The 24,278-nt window shown below is 24.5% G+C and carries 18 protein-coding genes, 1 tRNA gene and 1 pseudogene; 10 read left to right on the top strand and 10 right to left on the bottom strand.

Annotation, left to right across the window (positions count from 1 at the left end; genetic code table 11):
- Positions 1–225: DnaB-like helicase C-terminal domain-containing protein (locus tag J8J04_RS02300; RefSeq protein WP_225885830.1), on the top strand; the 225-nt coding region annotated here is incomplete at its 5' end.
- Here J8J04_RS02300 and J8J04_RS02295 read toward each other — a convergent pair.
- Positions 209–753, bottom strand: a pseudogene (locus J8J04_RS02295) (sigma-70 family RNA polymerase sigma factor). The gene J8J04_RS02300 and the pseudogene J8J04_RS02295 overlap by 17 nt on opposite strands.
- Positions 754–1,307: 554 nt before the next feature.
- Here J8J04_RS02295 and J8J04_RS02290 point away from each other — a divergent pair.
- The 7 genes from J8J04_RS02290 (at position 1,308) to trpS (ending at position 12,796) form a co-directional block, all read left to right on the top strand.
- On the top strand, positions 1,308–2,318 hold the full coding sequence (locus tag J8J04_RS02290; RefSeq protein WP_212331884.1) for a lipoate--protein ligase: 1,011 nt from the start codon (positions 1,308–1,310) through the stop codon (positions 2,316–2,318).
- A 124-nt stretch (positions 2,319–2,442) separates the two neighbouring features.
- Positions 2,443–3,114 (top strand): hypothetical protein, encoded by a 672-nt coding sequence (locus J8J04_RS02285; protein WP_212331879.1) that lies wholly within the window; start codon positions 2,443–2,445, stop codon positions 3,112–3,114.
- Between the two features lie 449 nt (positions 3,115–3,563).
- A complete protein-coding gene (locus tag J8J04_RS02280) occupies positions 3,564–3,824 on the top strand; it encodes an AAA family ATPase (RefSeq protein WP_212331881.1) in 261 nt (86 codons plus the stop codon).
- 1,147 nt (positions 3,825–4,971) lie between these two features.
- Entirely contained in the window at positions 4,972–6,645 is a 1,674-nt protein-coding gene (gene argS / locus J8J04_RS02275) for an arginine--tRNA ligase (protein WP_212331877.1), read from the top strand.
- Between the two features lie 129 nt (positions 6,646–6,774).
- Positions 6,775–6,859, top strand: a tRNA-Leu gene (locus J8J04_RS02270).
- 154 nt (positions 6,860–7,013) lie between these two features.
- Positions 7,014–11,672 (top strand): PolC-type DNA polymerase III, encoded by a 4,659-nt coding sequence (locus tag J8J04_RS02265; protein WP_212331873.1) that lies wholly within the window; start codon positions 7,014–7,016, stop codon positions 11,670–11,672.
- A 116-nt stretch (positions 11,673–11,788) separates the two neighbouring features.
- Positions 11,789–12,796, top strand: a complete 1,008-nt coding sequence (gene trpS, locus J8J04_RS02260; protein WP_212331870.1) for a tryptophan--tRNA ligase — start codon at positions 11,789–11,791, stop codon at positions 12,794–12,796.
- Between the two features lie 54 nt (positions 12,797–12,850).
- On the opposite strand, the gene sufU is transcribed toward trpS, so the two are convergent.
- The 9 genes from sufU to J8J04_RS02215 form a co-directional block, all read right to left on the bottom strand.
- The gene (gene sufU, locus J8J04_RS02255) at positions 12,851–13,279 is read right to left on the bottom strand and encodes a Fe-S cluster assembly sulfur transfer protein SufU (RefSeq protein ID WP_225885829.1); all 429 of its coding nucleotides are present in this window, start codon (positions 13,277–13,279) and stop codon (positions 12,851–12,853) included.
- Positions 13,279–14,499 (bottom strand): aminotransferase class V-fold PLP-dependent enzyme, encoded by a 1,221-nt coding sequence (locus J8J04_RS02250; protein WP_212331864.1) that lies wholly within the window; start codon positions 14,497–14,499, stop codon positions 13,279–13,281. The genes sufU and J8J04_RS02250 overlap by 1 nt, the downstream gene beginning before the upstream one ends.
- Positions 14,500–14,588: 89 nt before the next feature.
- Positions 14,589–15,836, bottom strand: a complete 1,248-nt coding sequence (tyrS, locus tag J8J04_RS02245) for a tyrosine--tRNA ligase (protein ID WP_212331861.1) — start codon at positions 15,834–15,836, stop codon at positions 14,589–14,591.
- 57 nt (positions 15,837–15,893) lie between these two features.
- On the bottom strand, positions 15,894–16,250 hold the full coding sequence (rplS, locus tag J8J04_RS02240) for a 50S ribosomal protein L19 (RefSeq protein ID WP_212331858.1): 357 nt from the start codon (positions 16,248–16,250) through the stop codon (positions 15,894–15,896).
- Position 16,251: 1 nt separating this feature from the next.
- Complete coding sequence (gene trmD / locus J8J04_RS02235; RefSeq protein WP_212331854.1) at positions 16,252–17,001, bottom strand: tRNA (guanosine(37)-N1)-methyltransferase TrmD; 750 nt, start codon at positions 16,999–17,001, stop codon at positions 16,252–16,254.
- Between the two features lie 79 nt (positions 17,002–17,080).
- Positions 17,081–17,356: a 30S ribosomal protein S16 gene (gene rpsP / locus J8J04_RS02230; protein WP_212331844.1), complete on the bottom strand. Its 276-nt coding sequence runs from the start codon at positions 17,354–17,356 to the stop codon at positions 17,081–17,083.
- A gap of 195 nt (positions 17,357–17,551) precedes the next feature.
- Positions 17,552–18,664 carry a peptide chain release factor 2 gene (prfB, locus tag J8J04_RS02225; RefSeq protein ID WP_212331840.1) on the bottom strand — a complete coding sequence of 371 codons (1,113 nt, stop codon included), beginning with the start codon at positions 18,662–18,664 and terminating at the stop codon, positions 17,552–17,554.
- A gap of 3 nt (positions 18,665–18,667) precedes the next feature.
- Complete coding sequence (gene secA / locus J8J04_RS02220) at positions 18,668–21,172, bottom strand: preprotein translocase subunit SecA (RefSeq protein WP_212331837.1); 2,505 nt, start codon at positions 21,170–21,172, stop codon at positions 18,668–18,670.
- 323 nt (positions 21,173–21,495) lie between these two features.
- Positions 21,496–21,567 (bottom strand): hypothetical protein, encoded by a 72-nt coding sequence (locus tag J8J04_RS02215; RefSeq protein WP_225885831.1) that lies wholly within the window; start codon positions 21,565–21,567, stop codon positions 21,496–21,498.
- Positions 21,568–21,890: 323 nt separating this feature from the next.
- Between J8J04_RS02215 and J8J04_RS02210 the strand changes: the two genes are divergently transcribed.
- Both J8J04_RS02210 and J8J04_RS02205 read left to right on the top strand, forming a co-directional pair.
- On the top strand, positions 21,891–23,369 hold the full coding sequence (locus J8J04_RS02210; protein ID WP_225885828.1) for an MATE family efflux transporter: 1,479 nt from the start codon (positions 21,891–21,893) through the stop codon (positions 23,367–23,369).
- A 642-nt stretch (positions 23,370–24,011) separates the two neighbouring features.
- Entirely contained in the window at positions 24,012–24,257 is a 246-nt protein-coding gene (locus J8J04_RS02205) for a transposase (protein WP_425305785.1), read from the top strand.
- Positions 24,258–24,278: the final 21 nt, after the last annotated feature.

Genomic DNA, 24,278 nt, shown 5'->3' with positions numbered 1-24,278 from the left:
ATTGATGTTTTTATTGATGATGATAGAAATAACAAAATTGAAGATGTCAAAACTAAATGTCGTCAAATGAAATACACTAAAGGACTTGATGTTGTCTTTATTGATTATCTGCATTTATTAAAAGAAGACCAAAATTTTAATACCTATCAAGCAATCGCAGTAATTTCAAGAGAACTTAAAAAACTAGTAAGCGAACTTAATATCCCAATCATTTCAATTTATTGATAGCTATTTTTTTAATATTTTCTACTTTTCTTAAAGTTAAATTAAATGCATAATCTATTTCTTGATTGGAATAACTAGGTTGATATTCTTCATTAATATTTCCTAAAGGAATGCCAAAACTTAATCTAATGATATTAAATTCGTTTTGGCTTAGTTTGGTTTTGAGTTTATTTAAAAAGTGTTTGTGATTAACTTGTTTTAACCACAATTGATGAGGATTAGGAATTTGATAATGCCAAAACGTGTTTTTCTTCTTGAAAAGAAGTGTTATTGGCTTTATGAGTTTTTTGAGGGATCGAAGGGGAGTGACTTTTTCTTATCAGTTCATTGATTTCTGATTTGATAGTTGGTGTTGCATAAGAGATAAAGTCATATCCTAAATCTTGATAATTATTTAAGGTTTTGATTAAACCTAATATTCCTTCTTTGGTATAAATCATCTTTTTGAAGGACATGCGGATAATATTTAAATCTGTTTACTATCTTATTTACTAACAGTAAATGTAAATTGATTAATTGATTACGAATTTCTAAATTCTTTTTACTTTTTAAAAATTCTTTAAATAATTCTTGCTATGAAAATTATTTTAGTCTTTGAAAAGAAAAAAGACTAATGACTTAATCATTAGTCTTAAAGAATTTTTAAAAAGTAAAAAGTGTCTAAACTTTTGGAACACCTCACTTGTGGTAATTTTGGTTATTTCCTTAGTTATTTAAATAGAATGATTATTGCATCAACGACTATGGATAAATTAAAACACATATCATATCTTCTTTAAATGATGATTTAAAATAAGGTAATTTTCTAAAATTAATGATTATTTAAATACTAATTTAAGAAATTATGGTTCTTTTTATCAAAGTAAAGATTTATTATTACAAGCAACTGGTTTTTCTGAAATTAAATCATAAATTTTTTTAAAATATTTAACTAATAAATATTTAAAATCTTAAGATAAAATATTTATATGATAAAATCACTTTTTAAGTGATTTTATTATTATTTTATTAATTACCATAAATGTTATAATAAGAGTGAAGGATAGTAATTAATAAAATAATAATAGAAAGATAATGATATGATGACTTTAATTCAAATGAATCATGTTTGTGATTTAAAACCTTATTTTTATTATGCTTTAGAACAATATGCTCTTGATTATTTATTAAAAAAGAATAAAGAAGAAAGTTATTTCTTTATTTGGAAAATTAAAGGGGTTGTAGTAGGTAAAAATCAAATTATTGAAAATGAAGTTAATTTAGAATATCTTAAAAATAATAATCTTGCTTTATTTAGAAGACCTACTGGGGGAGGATGTGTTTATAATGATCCTCAAACTCCTCTTTTTAGTATGATTGTTCCACGAAGTGATAATTTTAACTTTAAACCATATTTATTAAAGATTGTTACTCTTTTAAATAAATTAGGACTTAATGCTTCTTTTAGTGGTCGTAATGATATTTTATTAGAAGGTAAAAAAATATCTGGGAATGCTTTTAGACAAACTAAAAATGGCATGGTTACTCATGGAACCCTCCTTTATAATTGTGATTTTAACACTATGGTAAATGTGATTACTCCTAATGATCAAAAATTAATTTCTAAAGGAATTAAAAGTGTTCGTTCAAGAGTGGTTAATATTAAAAATTATCTTCCTTCTGGTATGACTCAAGATGACTTAATGCAATACCTTATTCAAGGATTAACTATTAAAACTTATTATCTTAGTCAAAAAGAAGAAGTATTATTAACAAAAAAAGCTTTAAGATATAGTTCTTCTGAATTTCTTTTTCAAACTCAACCACATCATACTAAAATACTTAAAAAACGTTTTTCTTGGGGAAATTTAGAAATCTTTTTAGATTTACGTTTTGGTAAAATAGAAGATATCTATTTAATTGGTGATTTTTTTCATAAAGAAGATAATTTATTTCTCTTTTGTCAATCTTTTAAAGGTACCTCTTATCAAACTAAATCTTTAAAAGAAGTTTTATTAAAACAAGATATTAAAGATTACATTTTTAATGCTACTAATGAAGATTTTTTAATGTTATTACAAGAAGGAATCTTAGAAGAACAATTAAGTTATTAGGGATATCAATTAATAATTATTAAAGTTATAAATAGTTATACTTATATAAACAGTTATAAATTAGTAATTACTTATTAAGCATCTTCTTAATCAACTAATAGACATAATATAAAGGAATATTTTCATGTTACAAAATCAAAAAAATATTTTAAAAAAAATTATTACAACATCATTTTTATTATTTTTAGCTTTCTTTGTTGAAATAATATCCCGTTATACTATTAACTTAAATTCTCCTTGTGATTATTCTTTGTTTAAAATTGAATTAGTCTTTATTATTTTAATTGGTTTTCTTTTTGGCTTTAAATACAGTTTTTGTGCTAGTTTAACTTATTTATTAATTCATTATGCTTTTGAATATTTTATAATGGAATTATTAATTAATTCTCATATTCATTCTCATGAAGAACATCATCAATATTCTTCATATTTAATCTTTTGTTATCGATTTTTTATCCCTTATCTTATTTGTTCTTTTTCTGGTTTTTTTTATCAAAAAGAAACAAAGAAATTATTTACTAGCTTTTCTTTAATAATAACTTTATCAATTATAAGTATAGTTCAAATTATATCAAGTATGTTATTTATTAATTTAATAAAGGAACATTTTTTAGAACATCAAACTCAAAATTTAGTTACATATTTCTTTTCAAACAGTTATAGTTTTATTATTAATGTGATTTATAGTGTATTATCTGTTATCATTAATAATTTAATCATAGGAACTATTCTTTATCTAATTAATCGTCATCTTTTAAATAAATTAGATTTTTGGTATAGTTTAAAAAAAGTTTAATTATTGGTGAAATTAGTCTTTTCTTAATATTGCTATTTTATACTTTTTTTATCTTGTTTTTTAACCTTTAATCTTTACTTTTTATCAAATATTTATATAGATCATAGAGTTTTATCTTCTTTTATTTTTATGTTTTATGTAGCATATAATCTTGGTAAAATTTTATTCCATTATAAAAACCGCTTTTCTCATCATCTTTATCAAAATCAAAAAAATTCTAATATGACTTTTGATCATATTGCAGGTTTAACTGCCGAAAAAATAGAAATTCAAGAATTTATCGATTTTTTAAAGCAACCTCAAAAACATTAAAACATAGGTTTAACTATTCCTAAAGTTATTTTATTTGAAGGACTTCTTGGAACAGGAAAAACTCTTTTATCACAAGCTTTAGCTAATAAAAAAGTTAATTACCCTTTTATTCTTTCTCTGGATCTTAATTTGTTGAAATTTATGTTGGTCTTGAAGCATCTAGTATTAGAAATTTATTTCAAGAAATTAATAAAAATAATACTCCTTGTATTTTATTTATTGATAAAATTGATATTTTAGGGGCTAAAAGAGGAATCAGTTTACCAGTGGTCAATAAAGAAAAAGATCAAACTTTAAATCAATTATTAACTGAAATAAATAGCTTTAATCCATTAAAACAAATTGTTATAATAGCAGCTACTAATATAATTGATATTCTAAATCTTGCTTTACTATGACCTGGTAGATTTGATCGCATATTAAATTAATTTACCTAATTTAGAATCACGAAAAGCTATTTTAACTCTGCATACACAAAACAAAAAGATAGCTAAGAATTTTATTTTTCCCATTTGGACCACCAAATACAAGGACTCAATGATGATCAATTAGCCTCTATTTTAAATGAAGCATTTATTTTAACTCTTTGTTTAAAATAAAAATTTATTGATGAAAAGAACTTAGAACAAACTCTTAATCGTTTGTTAATGGGGTTTAATCCTAAATAATCTAAGCATTCTTTAAAAGAACAAAAAATAATTTCTTATCATGAAGCAAGAATGGCTATTATTAATTTAAAAGTTCCTTTAGCCCCCTAAGTTAAAAGAATTTACTTGCGATAGTAATAAAATTCAAAAAGATTATCATAGTCATTGTTTATAACAAAATTTTAATCTTAACTTCTTTATAAAAAAAAATTAGGCATAATTACTTATTATTTGTGAGGTAAAGCGGCAGAACAATTAATTTTTAATGATCTTTTTGATTATTTGAATCATACTATAAAATAATTGCTCAATTAATTCTTGGCTACTTAAAACTTTATTATTTTCAGAAGCACAACAAATTATTAAAGTTAATCAAACTTTATTCACCAATTATTGCACAAACTTTATTATAGAAAGAAATTATTAATTTAGGTTATATTAATTTTTGTTAATGATATTAATGATTTTAATAATAAAAAATTAGATTGAAAATAAATTACTATTAAAAGAGTATTTTGATTTTACGTTTAATTGTTATTTAATTATGATTTTATTTGGAACTTAATTATTATCTATTTTTAATTTTTCAATATTGTACAAATTAACAAAATTAACTTCAGCAAATGAGTTAATCTTGTTTATTTTTTTAAGCTTGTTGTAATATTTTAAGCTTTAGTTTAGAAAGTGATTAAACAATAAGTAATAAATTTAAAAAAGATAATTAAAGGTACACGAAATTAAATAACTATTTTGGTAATTAAAGCACGCAAACACAAGCAAATTTATTAACAAACAAAAAAACAATCTTAAAAACATTAAAAAAATGCTATAATATCTTTATAATCTTTTAAGTTAAGGTTAAACAAAAAACAAACAATAAATAAGGAGAACTATCAAATTGTTTTTGGAAACCATCAAAATTAAAATAGAAAATGTTATTGAAACAATTTTAAACCAAAAAGTTAATTTAAAAGATCAAATCGAGAATTTAAGCTTTGATTTCTCCCTTCCTTTATTTATGTACGCCAAAAAAAATCAAACTAATCTTTTTTTTATTTTTAAAAATATTGAAAAAAAATTAACTACTATTTTAGAAATAGAAAAAATAATGTTTTTAAATGGGTTTTTAAATATTAAACTTCAAAGAATACTTTTATCACAAAAGATTTTATTACATATTAACCAATTACAACATAATTATGGTAACCAAAAACCTAATCATCAAACAGTAGTTATTGATTATTCTTCTCCTAATATTGCTAAAAATTTTTCTGTTGGTCACCTTCGTTCTACTGTTATCGGCAACACTTTAAAAAAGCTTTATCAAAAATTAGGGTTTCAAGTAATAGGGGTTAATCATTTAGGAGATTGGGGAACTCAATTTGGAAAAATGATTGTAGCATATCAACTATGGGGAGATAAAGAAAAAATCGCTAAAGATCCTATTAATGAATTGCAAAAACTTTATGTTTTATTTCATGAAAAAGTCCAAGAAGATAAAATTTTAAATGATCAAGCCATTGATGCTTTTTTACAATTGGAAAAACAAAATCCTAAGTATTTAGCATTATGGAGTTGGTTTCGCGAAGTTTCTTTACAAGAATTTTATAAAATATATAATATTTTAGATATTTCTTTTGATTTTTTATTAGGAGAGTCATTTTATAATGATAAAATTGATGATCTTTTTGAAGAATTGCAACAAAAAAAACTTTTAAAACAAGAAGACCAAGTTCTTTTAATAGAATTAGACCAATTACCTCCTGGATTAGTTAAAAAAACTAATGGTAGTACTTTATATTTAACACGCGACTTAACTGCTTTTAAATATCGTTATGATACTTATAATTGTCAAAGTATTTTATATGTTGTAGGAAACGAACAAAAACTTTATTTTAAACAATTGGGTCAAGTTGTTAAAAAAATGGGATATCAAGATATTACAATTGAAAATATTAATTTTGGTTTAGTTTTGATGAATGGTAAAAAAATTTCAACTAGACATCATCAATTTACTCCTTTGATTAAGGTTATTCAAGAAGCAACTGTTTTAGCTAAAAAAATTATTCAAGAAAAAAATCCTAATTTAGTTAATATTGATGAAACTGCTCAAAAAATAGCTGTTGGAGCTATCATTTTTAATGATCTTAAAAATGATCGTCATTTAGATATTGATTTTAACCTTCAAAATATTTTACAATTTAAAGGACAAACAGGCCTTTATTTACAATATACAGCTACTCGTTTAAATTCACTTTTACAAAAAGAAATTATTGATCTTAATTTAATTGATCCAAGTATCTATCAACAAAATCACTATTTTGTATTAATTAAGTTATTAGATCATTTCCCTATTATTTTGAAAAAAAGTCAACAAGAAAAAATGCCTAGTATTTTAGCAAGATATATTATTAAATTAACTCAAAATGTTAATTTTTTATATTCGCACGAAAAAATTTTAACTACTAACGAAAATATTAAAAATACTAACCTTTTATTAATTAAGGATGTTTTGGTTGTTATTCAAGAAAGTTTAAACATTTTAGGAGTTCCTTTTTTAGAAAATATGTAGTTAATTATATTAGATAACATCACTTTGTTTTTAAAAAAACAAAAAATATCTTTTATTTAAATAAAAAAACATTCTATAAATTAAAATTCTTGATATACTATATAAGTATGATTTTTTATTATTTTTGAAGCTGATGTGGCGGAATGGTAGACGCACTTGACTCAAAATCAAACGAGTAACCCTCATGTCGGTTCAAGTCCGACCATCAGTACCATAATTTCAATTATTATACTTATGAAATAACAAATAAAAAACTACATGGAAACCTCACGTGGTTTTTTATTTGTTTTATTTCTTTTAAATCAAACATTCTTTTAATTTTATCTTTAAATTTTTTTTGATCCAATTAAAATTAGGTGGTACTTGATATGTTTATCAACACATTCGAACAATTTATAAAGGAAAAAGGATTTAATAAAAATTATTTTCAAAAACTTCAATTAAAAAAAGTATTCGTCTTGGATAAAGAAAATACATGGAGAATACACATTAGTTTTCAACATTTACCTTTAATTTCTGATTTATCAACTTTTTTAGAAGAGTTAACTCAATTTTTGCAAACAAAATATCAAAAAAAAGCACAAGAAAGAATTGATGTTAAAAACATTGATATTGAAATTATTAATATTGAATACTACTTAAATTTTGAAAAATTAGATTATTTAACCTCTTTAGGACCTAGTTATTATCGTTATATGATATCACAAGCTAAATTAAAAGAAAAATATTTAGATTTAGATTTTTTTGATTGTAGCAATTATCAAATTAGTTTTTGTGATGAACAGTTTATTATTGCTGTTGATTCTGAGTCTTTTTGGGTTGCTAAAGAAAAAATACCTCTTTTAAAAGATTTTTTGGCATGTTTTTATGGCTTAAAAAATAAAGTGATAGTAGAAAAAAATCATCAAATTACACCAATTTCTAAAAATCAATTATCATATCATATAAATAAACTAAAAGTTAATCAGCAAGAAACTTTTACATCATCAAAAGTAGCAAAAAACGAATTTAACATGAAATCACCAAGTAAATATCAAAAATCTTTTAATAATGATTGCAATATATATAAAAATTATCAAATTAAAGACCTTCCCAAAAACAAACAAGAATTTGATGAATTTAACGAACAAAATCCTAATATTTGTATTATTTTTCAAGGATATTTATCACAAGACATTAAAGAAATTAATTTTCGCAAATATTCTAAAAATAAAGCAAATCCACAATTTTTTTTCAGTTGTGTTTTAGAAGAAAATCACGGTTTTTCAATAGAAGATAGAGATGCTATTTTAGTTAAAAAAAGAATAGATAAATTAGAAAAAGAGCAATTGCTTAATCAAAATTTACAAACTGGACAATTATTTAAAATAAAAGCTAAAATGGAATATAGTTTTTGGGATGATGTTCATTTAATGATTCAAGAATATGAAATTTTATCTTCTAGTGAAACTTTATTCCCTATTAGACAAGATCATGGTGTTTATGGTGAAAAAAGAATTGAATTTCACGTTCATACTAAAATGTCTAATCTAGATGCTATTAATAGCGCTAAAGAATATTTACAAATAGCTGAATCATGGGGTCATAAGGCTATTGCTTTCACAGATCATAGTGGTATTTATGCTTATCCTGAGATTTATAAATTTTCAAAAAATAAAAAAATAAAACCTATTTATGGTTTAGAAATTGATTTTATCAAAGAAAAACCTCTTTATATTACTAATCAAGTAGAAGATAAATTAACTTATGATTTTAATTTACAAGAAGCTACTTATGTTGTTTTTGACTTGGAAACAACTGGTTTTTCTAGTGTTCGTGATAAAATAATTGAGATCGCTGGAGTTAAAATATATCGAGGACAAAAAATAGCAGAATTCGAAGCTTTTATTGATCCGCAAGAAAAATTAACTCCTACTATTATCGATATTACCAATATTACAGACGAAATGTTAGTGGGACAACCAACTATTGATCAAGTGCTTCCTAATTTTTTACAATTTATTAAAAATTGTGTTTTAGTTGCTCATAATAGTAATTTTGATATGAATTTTTTAAAAGAAAAAATGAAAAAATTGAATTTATCATTTAAACCTCAGCCAGTTATTGATACTATGGGTTTATCACAAAGCTATTTTAGTAAATTTTTAAAATATTTTACTTTAAAAAGATTAGCTCAAGTTTTCAAAGTTAAAATGGAAAGTCATCATCGAGCTTTGTCTGATGCTAAAGCTACAGCTGAAGTTTTTATTAAAATGATTAACCAATTGAGTGATCCTAAAAAAGACCCTCAAAATGTGGTAATTACTAATTTTTTTGATTTACAAGATCCTGTTGATCCTAAATATGAAAGACCTTATCATATTAATATTTTAGTAGCCAATCAAAAAGGTTATCGCCATTTATTTGAATTGTTAAGTAATGCTTTAACTGATAATTTTCACAAAACCTCTCGTGTTTCAAAGTCTGTTTTAGCAAAATATCGCGAAGGGCTTTTAGTAGGTAGTGGTTGTTATAATAGTAATATTTTTGAAATTGCTTTAAATTCTAATATTGATAATTTAAAACAAGCTATTGCTTTTTATGATTATATCGAAGTTCAACCCCCACAAGCCTATAAACATTTAATTCATGAATTAGGTTCTAAAGGTCAACAAATTATTGAAACAACTTTGATTAAAATTATTGAAGAAACTAAAAAACAAGGAAAATTAATTATTGCCACAGGAGACGTTCATTATCTTAATCCTTGGGAAAAAGATTATCGTGAAATTTATATTAGTGCTAAATTAGTAGGTGGTGGTTTACATAAATTATCTAAATATAGTAATAATTGTTTGCCAGATAATCATCTTTTAACTACTTCCGAAATGTTTGATGCTTTTAAGTTTTTGCAAAATAATGATTTAGCTTATGAAATTATTATTGGTAATACTCATTTGCTTAACGATAAAATTGAAAGAGTTGAAGCCTTTAATGACAAGCTTCTTTCTTTGCAAGATAATATTTTTGAACATATTTTAAAAATACCAAGCATTAAAAAAGAAGTTAAAAATTTAGTAATGGCAAAAGTTAAACAATTATACGGTTGCAATCCTCATCCTTTGATTCAAAAAAGATTGCAACAAGAATTAAAAAGTATTTTAGGAAATGATAACAATCCTACAAGTAATCAAGAAATTGCTCCAATTTACTATTTGTCTCATTTATTAGTAAAGAAATCTTTAGAAGATGGTTATTTAGTAGGATCTAGAGGTTCTATTGGCTCTTCTTTAGTAGCAACTATGTTAGAAATAACCGAAATTAACCCCTTAAAACCTCATTATCGTTGTCCTCAATGTTGTTATACCATTATGAAAATGAAACCAGAAGAAAAAGCTAAATATGGAGTCCCTAAAGATGAAAGTTATTATGAATCTTTAGACAAAGTTTTTTCAGGGTATGATTTAGAAAACAGAAATTGTCCTGCATGTCAAACCGTGTTTCAAAAAGATGGGCATGATATCCCTTTTGAAACTTTTTTAGGTTTTGAAGGAAATAAAACTCCTGATATTGATCTAAATTTTGCAGGAGATTATCAAAGTAAAGCTCATAATTATATTAAATATTTAATTGGCGAAAATTATGCTTTCCGAGTTGGAACAATCCAAACTGTTGCTAATCGAAATGCTTATGGTTATGTGATGGGATTTTTAGAAAATAAATCTTTTAAATGGCGTAAACATAAAATATCTCAAATTGCTAATAAAATCGAAGGCGTAAAACGCTCAACAGGGCAACACCCAGGGGGAATAGTGATTGTTCCACCTGGACATAGTATTTATGAAATTACACCAATCCAATATCCAGCTAATGATACTGCCTCACAATGGAAAACTACACATTTTGATTATCATTCTTTTGAACAAAATCTTTTTAAATTAGATATTTTAGGACATGATGATCCTATGATGATTAAATTTTTAATGGATTATGTCAAACAAGATCCTAACAATTTCCCTTTTCAAAGAGTCCAAGATATTCCTTTAGATGATCCTCAAATATATAAATTATTTTCTAATGATTTTATTATTAATACACATCAACAAAACAACATTATTGTTGATTCTTTGGGGATTCCAGAATTTGGAACTTTCTTTGTTAAGCAAATGTTAAAAGATATAAAAAACAATAACAAGACACCTATTAAAATTAATTTTGCTGCTTTAGTTAAAATTTCAGGACTTTCTCATGGAACTGATGTTTGGCATCAAAATGCAAAAGATGCTATTAATAAAACAGGTGATTTTGGGATATACCGAGATAAAAATATTTCCTTTAATGATATTATTGGTTGTCGTGATGATATTATGTTGCAATTACAAGAAAAAGGAATCGAACCTTTAAAAGCTTTTAATATTATGGAATTTATTCGCAAAGGGAAACCACAAAATGATTTTAAAACATGGCAAATTTATCAAAATGAAATGCAAGGTATTATTGAAGATTGGTATATTGAATCAGCTTTTAGAATTAAATATTTATTCCCTAAAGCTCATGCCACCGCTTATGTGATTATGGCCTTAAGAATTTCTTGGTTTAAAGTTTATGCTCCTTTGATTTTTTATAGTGGCTATTTTTCTAAACGCTCTGAACAATTTGATCATCAAACCATGGTTAGCAATGATGTTTCCTTAATTGAAGAAAAAATAGAAAAATTAAATAAAATAAAAGCTAGCAAAAAAATAAAAGCTAAAGATGAAAATTTAATTAATACATTAAAAATAGCTAAAGAAATGTTACAACGTGGTTTTAAATTTTTAAGTGTTGATTTTAATAAATCTGATATTAGTATTTTTAAAATAGAAAATAATAACTATTTAAGAATGCCTTTGCTTGCCCTTGATGGTTTAGGCAATATCGCAGCTAATAAAATTATCGAAGCACGTAAAGAAAAGCTTTTTACCAAAGATGATTTCCGTATTCGTTCTAAAATCAATAAAACTATTTTTGAACAAATTACTAAAGAGCATCTTTTAGATTCCTTGTGATATGGTGATTCAAAAAGGATTACTTTTGTTAATTTATTTAGTGAAAAAAACAAAAAATTAAAAATGAATAAAACATAATAGCATTTTTTTCAAAAACCTTAAAAGGAGAATAAAAGTTGACCCTAAAAAAAAAATTAGTTGCAGGGATTAAACCAACAGGAAATTTAACTTTAGGTAATTATATTGGCGTGTTGCAACCTTTGCTTGATTTGCAAAAAAAATTAAAAAATTTTGATTTTTATCTTTTTATAGCTGATTTACACGCTCTTACTTTTTACCAAGATCCACAAAAACTTAAAAAAAAAATTAAAGAAGTAGCTGCTCTTTATTTAGCAACAGGGTTAGATGTTGATAAAATCAACTTATTTATTCAATCAGAAGTTATCGAGCATTCATATTTAGGTTATCTTTTAGAATGTCAATCTTACTTTAACGAACTTCAAAGAATGATACAATATAAAGAAAAAAGTAAAATAAATCCAGATGGCATTAGAACATCATTATTCACTTATCCTACATTAATGGCGGCGGATATTTTAATTTATGACGCTAATTTAGTTGCTATTGGTAAAGATCAAAAACAGCATTTAGAATTAACCCAAAACTTAGCTACTAGATTTAATAATTTATATGGCAACACTTTTACCATTCCAAAAGCTTTTTTTAATCCTTTAGGTGGAAAAATTAAATCTTTACAAAATCCTTTAAAAAAAATGAGTAAAAGTGATATAAATAATAATAAAAATTATATTTTACTTTTAGATAAACCTGAAATAATCAAGAAAAAAATAGATCAAGCTGTGACTGATTCTGAAAGAGTTATCAAATATGATCCCCAAAATAAACCAGGTATTTCAAATCTTTTAAACATTTATGCTTCTTTAAAACAAATCAGCATTTTTGAAAGTGAAAAAAAATTTCAATTATTATCTTATAAAAATTTAAAAAATAAAGTTTATGAAGCGATAATGAATATTGTTATTCCTTTGCAACAAAAATTTTATCATTTCATAGATAGTCCACAATTAGATTTGATTTTAAATCAAGGTGCTCAAAAAGCTCGTTTTATAGCGATTCAAAAAATTAAAGAAGTTCAAAAAAAATTAGGAATTTCAAGGTTTTGAATTTAATTAATATATATAAAAAAGACCAATTTAAATTGGTCTTTTTTATATATATTAATTGTGTTTGTTAATTATTTTTTTTAAAGCTTGCCATGGGAGGGCAATACAAATTATTCTTCCTGGGAAATTAGTAAAATGTTTAAATAATAATAAATCTTGTTCTATTTTTTCTTCATTTGAAGGTTGATTGTTGATCATAGCTAAAAAAATATCTATTTTATCTAAACTTTCAGAAATTTCAAGATTTTTAAAATAAATAGACATCAAACTTGCTGAAGCACGACAAATAGCACAAGATTGGGTTTCATATCTAATATCTTGTATTTTGTGGTTGATGATTTTAATTTGTAAAACAATAGAATCTCCACAAGAAGTATTTTTATGAGTTAAACTAATAAAATCCTTATCTTCGGATAAACCCCAATTTTGTGGATTTTGATAATGTTTCATAATGATATCGCGATATAATTGATTTATTTCCATCATCTTAATACCTTTTGTTTTTGTTCAAATGACGTAAAAAACTCTTTTACTTTTTTCAAATTTTCGATTAATAAAACCACGTCTTTTTCATTGTTATGTATTCCTATTGAAATTCTTATTATGCTTGTTTGTTTTAATTTTTCGGTGATTAAAAAAGCACAACATTTTCCTGTTCTAACATAAATATTTTTTTGAGCTAAAAAAATTTCGACATCGTGTGCATGAATGTTATTAAAATTAAAAGCAATAATGTTGAAAGCTTGAGGATTATAAATGGTTATTTGATCGAATTTTTTTAATTCTTTCATAATTTTTTGATAAATTTTTTGTTCTTGTTTTTCGATATTGTTAAAACCAATTTCTTCAATAAATTCTAAAGCTTTTTTGAATCCGATAATATCAGCAATATTAAATGTTCCGGGTTCAAATTTATAAGGAGAATCATTAAAACAAATATGTGTAGTTGAAAATTCTTTAATTGAACTGCCGCCAAAAAAAGTCGGCTTTAATTTTTTTAAAAGATGGTTTTTACCGAATAAAATACCAACTCCAAAAGGACCATATAATTTATGCGAAGAAAAAGCTAAAAAATCAATATCTAAAGTTTTTACATCTATAGGTAAATGTCCTACAGATTGAGCAGCATCTAAAATGACTAAAGCATTTTTTTGATGTGCTAGAACAGTTATTTCTTTAATAGGTGTTTGGTATCCTAATACATTAGAAATATGAGTTAAAGCAACTACTTTTGTTTTAGCGGTTAATACTTTAGCGAAATTTTCAACAGTTATTTTATTATTTTCATTTAAAGGAACAAAAACAATTTTTGCTTTTTTAATTTTTTCTTGTTGCAACCAAGGTAATACAGAAGAATTGTGTTCTAATTGTGATGTAATAATTTCATCCCCTTCTTCTAAAATATCACTTAAACTTTGGGCTAAAAGATTTAAAGAATCAGTTGTTCCCTTGGTAAAAATAATTTCTTCTGGTAAAGCATTAATGAAATTAGCTGTTTTCTTCCTAGTTTCATTTAATAATAAATCATTTTGAGAACCTAAAGGAGCTAAAGATTTGTTACCAATGCCATTATTGTTATAAAATGAATTTAATTCATTGATCACTTTTTGAGGTTTTAAGGAAGTGGAAGCTGTATCAAAATAGACAAGTTCGGGATTGGTTTTAAAAATAGGAAAAAAATAACGAAAAGATTTTTTTGGCATTCTTGTAACCTTTTTTTGCAAAAATATGGGAAATTAAAAAATAATTAAAATTCGGTAATTAAATATAATTTAAAAAAGAAAAGCTATATTTAATTAAAAATAATTAAAGCGTTATTTTTTTTACCTTTTTTTAAAAGTACATATTTATTAAATAAAGTGTTTTTTTTGGTGATTGTATAATCTGCTTGTTTAATTTTTTGGTTAAAAATTTGAATCACTCCTTTATGAATGAATTGACGCGCTTCGCTTTTAGAAGATGTTAATTTGGTGTTCACTAAAGCATCTACTAAGCAGATGTAATCTGATGTTTGAAGATTATGGCAAAATAAAGTTTTTTGTAATAAGATGAAATCTTGTTCTTTCCAAGTGTGTTTTTTGTTTAAAAATAAAATTTTATTTGTTTGTAAACATTCTTGTAAAACATTGGGAGGGTAGATCAAATTAAAAATATGATGGGCTAAAGTTTTTTGTGCTAATCTTTGTTGAGGTTGATTTAAAGTATGTTTCTCTAAATCTAAAATTTCTTTTTTAGGAATTAAAGTAAGGGTTTTTAAATAATTAATAATTTCTTGGTCGCCGATATTTAAAAAATATTGATAAACTTCATAAGGAAGGGTTTTTTTAGGGTTTAACCATAGAACTCCTTGCTCGCTTTTTCCAAATTTAGTGCCATTAGCGTTTAATAAAAGAGGAGTGCTAATGCCAAAAGCATTGTGATGTGTTTCTAATTTACGAATTAGTTCCAAACCGCTTGTGATATTTCCCCATTGATCAGAACCGCCTAATTGTAACTGAACATTATGTTGTTTATATAAATAATAAAAATCTAAGGATTGTAAAACCATATAAGTAAATTCGGTGAAAGAAATGCCTGAAGCTAATCTTTTGGCTACTGTTTGTTTAGAAAGCATATAATTAATATTAAAAAATTTACCATATTTTCTTAAAAAAGAAATAATATCTAATAAAGCAAACCACTCATAATTATTAACAAATTCTATGTTTTTATTAAATAAAATGGATTTAAATTGAGATTTAATGTTTTTGGCATTTTTTAAAGAGTGTTTTAAAGATAATAATTTTCTTTCTTCTGTTTCTTTGGGATCACCAATTAAACCAGTCCCACCTCCTATTAAAATTACAGGAAAATGTCCTTGTTGTTGCATTAACAAAATCATTGTGATTTGAACTAAATGTCCTACAGTCAAAGAATCAGCAGTTGGATCAAAACCGCAATAAAACTTAATTTTACCGTTGTCTAAAAGTTCTTTAACTTGATTTTCATTGCTGCAATCTTTAATTAAATGACGCCATTTTAGTTCTTCATAAAAAGACATTTCAAAACTCCTATTTTTTCAGAAAATGTTATTGTTTGTGAAATAGATGATATTAAATTATTTTCGTTCTTTAATACGTGAAGCTTTAGAAGAAAGGGTACGTACATAATGTAATTTAGCACGACGCACAATTCCACGATGCACAACTTCTATTTTTTCATTAGAAGGAGAATGCACTGGAAAAGTTAATTCTATCCCTATTCCAGCGAATATTTTTCTAACGGTGAAAGTTTCTGAAAGCAGTCTTCCTTGACGTTTAATTACTAAACCTTCAAAAATTTGAACTCTTTTACGGTTACCTTCATCAATTTTAATAGAAATTTTAACAGTGTCACCAGGTTTGAAAACAGGAATTTCTTTAAGTTGATGTTGATTAACTGATTCTATTAAATTTTGTCCTTTTAATTGAGACATATTAATTGTTCCTTTGTTTTTTTTGTTTTTCTAATTCTTGCTTAATTTCTTGCAAAAGTTTTTGTTGGGTTGAGGTTAATTTCTTATTAACTAAAAGATCAGGTCTTTTTTGCCAAGTGATTTTTAAACTTTTTTTTTGACGCCAATGATTTATCTTTTCGTGATGTCCAGATAACAAAATTGAAGGGACTTCTTGATTTTGATAACTTTTCGGTCTAGTGTATTGAGGAAATTTTAATAATCCTTGTTGATGTGAATCTTGAAGATAAGATTCCTTTTTGATAACTTCAGGAATGATTCTTATAATAGTATCAATTAAAACTGTAGCAGCGATTTCTCCTCCAGTTAAAATATAATCACCTATAGAAACTTCTTGGTCTATATATTTTAATATTCTAGCATCAATTCCTTCGTAATTGCCACATAAAATAATTAAATGAGATTCTTTTTGGGCATAATCAGTTGCTTGTGATTGATTAAATAATTTTCCTTGAGGAGATAGTAAAATAACTTTACTGTGAGGTTTTTTGATTTCTTTTAAGCAATTAAAAAAAGGAGGAAAGCAAAGCAACATTCCAACTCCTCCTCCATAAACACAGTCATCTACTTGATTGTGTTTATTAATGCTGTATTTTCTTAAATCATGAATTTTAATTTGAACTTTTTTTTGTTCTAAAGCTCTTTTTATAATTGAATTATTACAAAAACTTTGAAAAAAAATAGGAAAAATAGTTATAACTTCAATTATCATATTTTTTTCTTTTTAACCTTGAATATTATTTTCTTGAATAATCAAATTTGATATTGCGTTTTATTAAAAAAAATATTGTTTATTCTTTTTTTGTGTTATTTTTAGTATTTGTAGTTTTAATAATAAAATTACTTTTTCTAAAAATTTTTTTTACTGTTTTAGTAGGTTGTGCTCCATTTGATAACCATTTTTTAATTTTATCATGATCTAACTTAACAATATTTAAAATAGTATCGTAAGTTCCTAAAATTTCTAAAAATTTACCATCGCGAGCATTTTTAGATTCGCTTGTAACTACTCTATAAAAAGGTCTTTTATGAACTCCGAAACGTTGTAAACGCATTTTGATTGCCATAATATTATTCTTACTTTCTTATTTTTCTTATTTTTTACTAACTTGATTTGTTTTGACTAATTTTTTTGAAATTAAAAATCCCATCCTAATTATTATTACATAAAAAACTTGAATTGTCAAGATTTCAAATGTAATAAATATCTTACTAATTGGTGTGGTGAGGGAAAATATTTTTAATATTGATTTGAATGTTTTTTAATCCTTTGTTGAATTAAAAGGTAATTTAGTTAAAAACCCATTAATAAATTCATCAATATTGCCATTCATGACTTGTTCTAATTGAAATATTTCTTGATTAGTGCGGTGATCTTTCACCATTTTATAAGGATGAAAAACATAGCTTCTAATTTGTGAACCCCAACCAATTTCTTTTTGATCATTTTGAAATTGTTTAGTGTTTTCTTCTTTTTGCTGTTTCGTTGCTAATTGGAATAACTTTGTTTTCAACAATTGTAAAGCTTTTTCACGATTTTTGATTTGACTACGTTCGTTTTGACAACCAACTACTATTCCTGTGGGTAAATGAGTTATTCTAACAGCAGAATCAGTAGTATTAACGTGTTGACCTCCTGCACCACTGCTGCGAAAAAAATCCATTTTTAAATCTTCTGTTTTTAAATTAATTTTAATTTCATCTTTGATTTCTGGTAAAACATCACAAGAAACAAAAGAAGTGTGTCTTTTGGAATTTTTGTCAAAAGGAGAGATTCTGACCAAACGATGAACTCCCTTTTCAGCTTTTAAATAACCATAAGCATAAAGTCCTTTTATTAGTAAAGTAGCTGATTTAAGGCCTGCTTCTTCCCCTGATTGATAATCTAAGATTTCGGTTTTAAAATTCTTTTTCTGAGCATATTTTTGATACATTCGAAAAAGCATTTCACACCAATCTTGAGATTCGGTGCCTCCCGCTCCAGGGTGAAAAATTAAAATAGCGTTATTATTATCATAAGGTTGATTTAAAAAAAATTTAATTTTAAAGTCAAAAACAGATTTTGTTAATTCTTTTAATTCTTTTTCTAAGAAATTAGTTTCATTTTGTTTGTTATATTCGAAATTAAAAAAAGTTAGCAAATCTTGATAATTGTTTTCTAATGTTTTAAAAATAGTTTTTTTTTCTTGTAATTCATTAAAATTTTGACTTATGACAATTGCTTTTTGAGGGTTGTTCCAAAAATCTTCTTTTTGCATTGTAATTTTCATTTTTTCAAGTAATTCGTTAGTTTTAGTCAAATTAATGGCTTTTTTTAAATCTTGGAGATTTTGAGAAAGATTTTCTAAATGTTGATTAATTTCATATTTTTCCATGACTTAATTCCAAGGTTTTTTAACAACACGAATTTTTCTTCTTTTTTTGCAAGTGTTATCATCGTTTGAACTTTTATCGTTTAAGATATTTTGTTCTTGTTTAGGGTCATTTTGGAAACTTTCAACAAAAGGGAATTTTAAAATAGTAGCAGTAATATCCAAAGACATTTGATAAATCATTTTATTAAATAAGTGTTGTCCTTCTTTTTGATATTCAATAAAAGAATCTTGTTGGCCGTAACTCACAAATCCAATGCCTTGTCTTAAAAAAATCATATCATTAATATGGCGTTTGTAATGGGTATCAATTATTTTTAACATAATCCATCTTAAGGCATTAGTGAAGTATTGTATTTTAAGGGATTCTTTTTCTAAAACAGTTTTATGACTGTTTAAAATAATTTTTATTTTTTGTGATAAATGATTTTTAAAAGAGGATAAAGTGTGATTTTTAAGGTTTTTGTATATTGTTTGTATTTCTTTGATATCGAAAGTATTTTTGGGAAAAAAGTTTTTTTCTAAAAAAAGAATTATTGATTCGATTTGATTTTTCTTTTTTGAATCATTATTAAAATAAGGTAAAATTTCTTGATTAAGGGTTTTTTGAATCAATGCTAAAGCTATTTTTTCAGGATCACAACTATTTAAAATTTCTTTTCTTTGGTCATAAATTATTTCTCTTTGTGTTCTTAAAATATCATCATATTTTAAAAGATATTTACGATAATCAAAATTAGAAGATTCTACTTTTTTTTGAATTTTAGTAAAAAATTTAGTAATCATTTTAGATGATGTTTTGGCTTCAGTAGTGTTTATTTTTTGTAATAAAAAAATAATTTTTTCTATTTTGGTTCCGCCAAATCTTTGAGCTAATTCATCTTCGCTGGAGATGAAAAAACGTGAATATCCTGGATCTCCTTGACGACCAGAACGACCTCTTAATTGGTTGTCAATCCTTCTTGATTCGTGTCGTTCAGTTCCTAAAACAGCTAATCCACCTAATTCAATAATTCCTTCTCCTAAACGAATATCAGTTCCTCTCCCGGCCATATTAGTTGCTATAGTGATGGCATTTTTTATTCCTGCTTTAGCAATAATTTCAGCCTCTTTAGAATGATTTTTGGCGTTTAGAATTTCGTGTTTAATTAATTTTTTTCTTAATTTTTTAGAAATAATTTCTGAAACTTCAACTGTAGTTGTTCCTATTAAAATAGGTTGTCCTTTTTTATTGCGTTCTAACACTTCTTCTATTAAAGCATCATATTTTTCTTTTAAAGAAACAAAAATAAAATCTGGTTCATCAACTCTAATCATTGGTAAATTAGTAGGAATTTCAATTACTTCCATGTTATAAATATCTCTAAATTCATCTTCTTCGGTTTTAGCAGTTCCTGTCATCCCTGATAATTTGTGATAAATCCGAAAGAAATTTTGATAAGTAATAGTTGCTCCAATTGAAGTTTCTTCTTTGATTAAGACCCCTTCCTTAGCTTCTAATGCTTGATGCAAACCGTCACTAAATTGACGTCCTTTTAAAACTCTTCCTGTAAATTGATCGATAATTAAAACTTGATTTTGGTCCACCAAATAATCTTTATTTTTATGCATGGTAAAATAAGCTTTTAAAGCGTTTTTGATGTGATGAAGTAATGAGGTATGTTCAACATTGTATAAATTTTCAATTTGAAAAAATTTTTCAGCTTTGTTGATTCCTTCTTCGGTTAATTCAATTGTTTTAGTTTCTAATTCAATAAGATAATGTTGATTTTTTAAAATTCTTACAAAACGTTGAGCTTCTTTGTATAAATTTTTACCCTCTTTCATACTTTGAGAAATAATCAAAGGTGTTCTTGCTTCATCAATTAAAATAGAATCCACTTCATCAACGATAGCATAACTATAAGGACGTTTCATAACTAAATTTTGAGAATCAATTTCCATATTATCTCTTAAATAATCAAAACCAAGTTCACTATTGGTAGTATAAAGAATATCACATAAATAAGATGCTTGTTTTTCTTTGGTGGTATTTTCTTTAACGTTAAGTCCTACTTGCAAACCTAAAAAACGATAAACTTCTCCAATATTGCCTTCAAATTCTCTTTTAGCTAAATATTCATTAACTGTGACAATGTGAACGGGATTTCCACTTAAAGCATTAAGATAAGCAGGCATAATAGCTGTTAAAGTTTTCCCTTCACCTGTTTTCATTTCAGCGATATTACCTTGGTGTAAAATAATAGCTCCTAAAATTTGTACATAATAAGGAGTCAATCCTGTTACTCTTTTAGTAGCTTCTCTAGCTAAAGCATAGGCTTCTGGCAATAGTTGATTCAGGGTTTCTCCTTTTTGATATCTTTGTTTTAATTCATTAGTTTTAATCGCAAATTGGTAATCTTGTAATAAAGACATCGTTTCGCTTAGTTTTTCTATTTTATTAGCGATAATTTTAGCTTTTCTTAAAGCTTTTCTAGAAGAATTAAATATTTTTTTTAAAAAATTAAACATAATGGTTTTAATCCTTAATTTTTGTTTTTTTCTTTAAAATTTTAAATATTTTTTGTTATTTTTTTATTGTTTCCTTCACTTTTTAAAATCAAATATGAAACTACAATAAATAAAAAATTTAAAAATGAAAAAAAGTAAACATCAATAACATTATACCTTTTTTTAAACAAAAAAACAAAGATTATTTTGAAAAAATATTAAAAAAACAATATCAAGATTTTTAATTTTGTAAGAAGTGCCCCAAAAAAATGGAACTAGTTAAGAACCAACAAAATAGCCAAATTGAAAAAGGAGGATAAATATTAGAAGCAGAGCAAATATTATTAGCAATATTTTTTTAACTTTTCTATTTTGCTGTTTCCCATGGTGATAGCTATATCAGCTAATTGGAGCATTTCAAAATCATTAGGTCCATCACCAATGCAAATTCATTAAAAAAAGATTTATTAAATTTGATCCAGCAATTACCTAGTGAAATATCAAAAACTAAAAAACATTCATAATTATTTACAAACAGTTAAAACCCAAATAGAAGGTTTTATACAAAATACTAAATTCTCCTTTTGTGATTGATTTTGATGTTTTAAAACATATTATTTTTTGATATAATTAATGGTGTTTTTGATAATAGATAGTATTCTTCCTTTCTTTTCTTTTTTTCATAAAAATAATTAAAAAAGTTTGTTAACTAATCAAAAATCATTAGATGGAGGTTTTTATGATAGTTAAAAAAAAAGATCAGATGGCCAAAGATAAATTTCGAATCAATGAAGAAAAAAAAAGAAAATTTTTAATGGAAGGCAATTTATGGAAAGTTATTTTATATGTCACTTTCCCAATTATCATTTATTTAGTTTTTCAAGCTTTATTTAATTCTTATGATATCTTGATTTTACAAAGAGATAAAGAAAATCCTCGCGATTCTAATTTATTATCAGTAATGAATCGTATTCATTTAGTTAAAGACATTCTTATCCCTTTTGGTGCTTCGATTGCTACTGCAGGAGTAATTTTAGTTGGTCGTAATTATGGACGCAAAAATATTGAAAAAATGCGGCTTTATTTGACCCAAACTTTTTTAGTATCAATTATTATAGGTATTATTATCACTATTTTATGTACTTTGATTTTAAAAAGTACTATTTTACAATATCTGGTTGATTATCCTTCTATTACGGATCCAATTAATCAAAAAGATGCTAACAATTATTATCTTATTATTTTTTACTCTCTTTCATGCATTATCATGAATTTAGTTTTTTTAAGTTTGGAGCGCGCTAAAGGAAATAATAAAATGATTTTTTGGATTACAACATTAAATATTTTTATTAAAATTATTTTATCTTTAGTTTTTTATCAATACAATATTTTTCCATTAAAGGGTAAAATTTCTGCTTTAGCTTGGGCGACTTTTATTTCTCATGCTGTTGTAACTTTATTTGCTTTTTATTTTCTCTTTCTAAATCAAAACAATCCTTTAAAAATAATTGTTAAAAAAATTCGTTTTGAAAAAAAATTTCTGAAAAAACTTTTTCAATTAGCAATTCCTATTTGTGTAGGAATTATGATTTATAGCGTAGGAAGATTAGTGATTAATATTGTTGTTAAAAAACAATATCAAGCAACAACAGAAACACAATTACTTTTAGCAGTTTCAGTAAATAATATATTTTTTAATATTATTAATTCTTTTGCCGATAGCCAAAACGCCATTATTTCTCAAAATTTAGGTCAAAATAATCTTAAACGTGTTTTTGAAACTTTTAAAAAGGTTGTTATTACAATATTTATTGTAACTTTAATAGGAACCTTACTTCATACCTTTTGTTACAAATGCATTTTATCATTAATCGATGGCACAAAATTTGATGAAATCGATGATAACGAAAAAATTATTTTTAAAACATTATTTTTTTATGAAACCGCTAGTTTATGGTTAACATGTTTTTCTAATATTTTATTTAGTTTTTTTACATCGTTTGAAAAAACTAAAGTTCCTTTAATCATGAATTTTATAAGAATTGTAAGTAGTGTGTTTTTACTTTGGAGTTTAAATTCAATTAACCTTATTTCATCATCACATAAGGTAGGTTTAAGCCTTTTTTTAGGTAATTTAATTTGTATCATTATTACTTTATTACTATTTATCCCTTTTTATCACAAAAATAAAAATGAATATATTGATGTTGAAGATTAATATTAAAAAACTTTAGTTGCACTAGAGTTTTTTTTAATTTATTTGCAAAGGATATTGTTGAAGAATGTTTTTTATATCTTTATTAGATAATGTTTTTTTAAGAATTAATTGTTGTTAAATTTGTTTAAGAGTTGTTTTATTAAGATGAATTAATTGTTGGCTTTCTTCTAAATGATCTAAATAACGATTAAAATCTAATTGAGGTTTGGAAAAATGATTGTTTTATTCTATATATACTGTTTGTTTTTATAATCATATATTAACGCGATAACCTCCATCTCCACGAAAATGGAGCCAGTTAAGAACAATATTTTTTAAGAAAAAAAATATAATTTTTTCTTAAAAAAACAATAAGAATTGTCTATTAATTACTTTTATTTATAACTCAAAATAGATTTATGTCAACAAGAAAAATATTTATAATTTATTTTAATAGTTTTTAAAAATAGAATCTAATATAATAAAATTATAATATAAGTATATATTTACTTTATATATAAAAAACTCTTATATTTAGACTCTTGTCAATACTAAAATTGAAATAAAATAATTTTTTTACGTAATTATCTAAAAAATAAAGATTAAGAAAATAAATTAACTACTAAAAAAATAAATAATTAAAATAAAGGTTTTTTAATAAATATGTCGCGTAAAGCAACTTCTAGAGATAACACTGTAATTGAAAACTTATTTGTCCAAATGAAAAGTATTTTATTCTATCGCTATTCTTTTTTATTTCAAAAATTTCCAGCAAAAATAATTAAAATCATTAAACAATTTCCTTCTTTTTGGAATCAAAAATGGATTTTAGCTAAATTAAACTATTTTCCACCTATCCAATATACGAAAAGTTTAATTAAGATAAAGTATTTAAAAAATATCTTTTGAAACTAACAAATTATGAAAAAA

Origin of the sequence: 'Fragaria x ananassa' phyllody phytoplasma (assembly GCF_018274325.1) — a bacterium.
Lineage (GTDB): Bacteria > Bacillota_I > Bacilli_A > Acholeplasmatales > Acholeplasmataceae > Phytoplasma.
Note: the sequence above shows the minus strand (reverse complement) of the source record. Positions and strands in the feature narration are given on the sequence as shown.

Bases quoted from the DNA above. Each gene is read 5' to 3' on its own strand.
- J8J04_RS02290 (WP_212331884.1), top strand. From the start codon at position 1,308: ATGACTTTAATTCAAATGAATCATGTTTGTGATTTAAAACCTTATTTT.
- J8J04_RS02285 (WP_212331879.1), top strand. From the start codon at position 2,443: ATGTTACAAAATCAAAAAAATATTTTAAAAAAAATTATTACAACATCA.
- J8J04_RS02265 (WP_212331873.1), top strand. From the start codon at position 7,014: ATGTTTATCAACACATTCGAACAATTTATAAAGGAAAAAGGATTTAAT.
- sufU (WP_225885829.1), bottom strand. From the start codon at position 13,279: ATGGAAATAAATCAATTATATCGCGATATCATTATGAAACATTATCAA.
- J8J04_RS02250 (WP_212331864.1), bottom strand. From the start codon at position 14,499: ATGCCAAAAAAATCTTTTCGTTATTTTTTTCCTATTTTTAAAACCAAT.
- tyrS (WP_212331861.1), bottom strand. From the start codon at position 15,836: ATGTCTTTTTATGAAGAACTAAAATGGCGTCATTTAATTAAAGATTGC.
- rplS (WP_212331858.1), bottom strand. From the start codon at position 16,250: ATGTCTCAATTAAAAGGACAAAATTTAATAGAATCAGTTAATCAACAT.
- trmD (WP_212331854.1), bottom strand. From the start codon at position 17,001: ATGATAATTGAAGTTATAACTATTTTTCCTATTTTTTTTCAAAGTTTT.
- rpsP (WP_212331844.1), bottom strand. From the start codon at position 17,356: ATGGCAATCAAAATGCGTTTACAACGTTTCGGAGTTCATAAAAGACCT.
- prfB (WP_212331840.1), bottom strand. From the start codon at position 18,664: ATGGAAAAATATGAAATTAATCAACATTTAGAAAATCTTTCTCAAAAT.
- secA (WP_212331837.1), bottom strand. From the start codon at position 21,172: ATGTTTAATTTTTTAAAAAAAATATTTAATTCTTCTAGAAAAGCTTTA.
- J8J04_RS02210 (WP_225885828.1), top strand. From the start codon at position 21,891: ATGATAGTTAAAAAAAAAGATCAGATGGCCAAAGATAAATTTCGAATC.
- J8J04_RS02205 (WP_425305785.1), top strand. From the start codon at position 24,012: ATGTCGCGTAAAGCAACTTCTAGAGATAACACTGTAATTGAAAACTTA.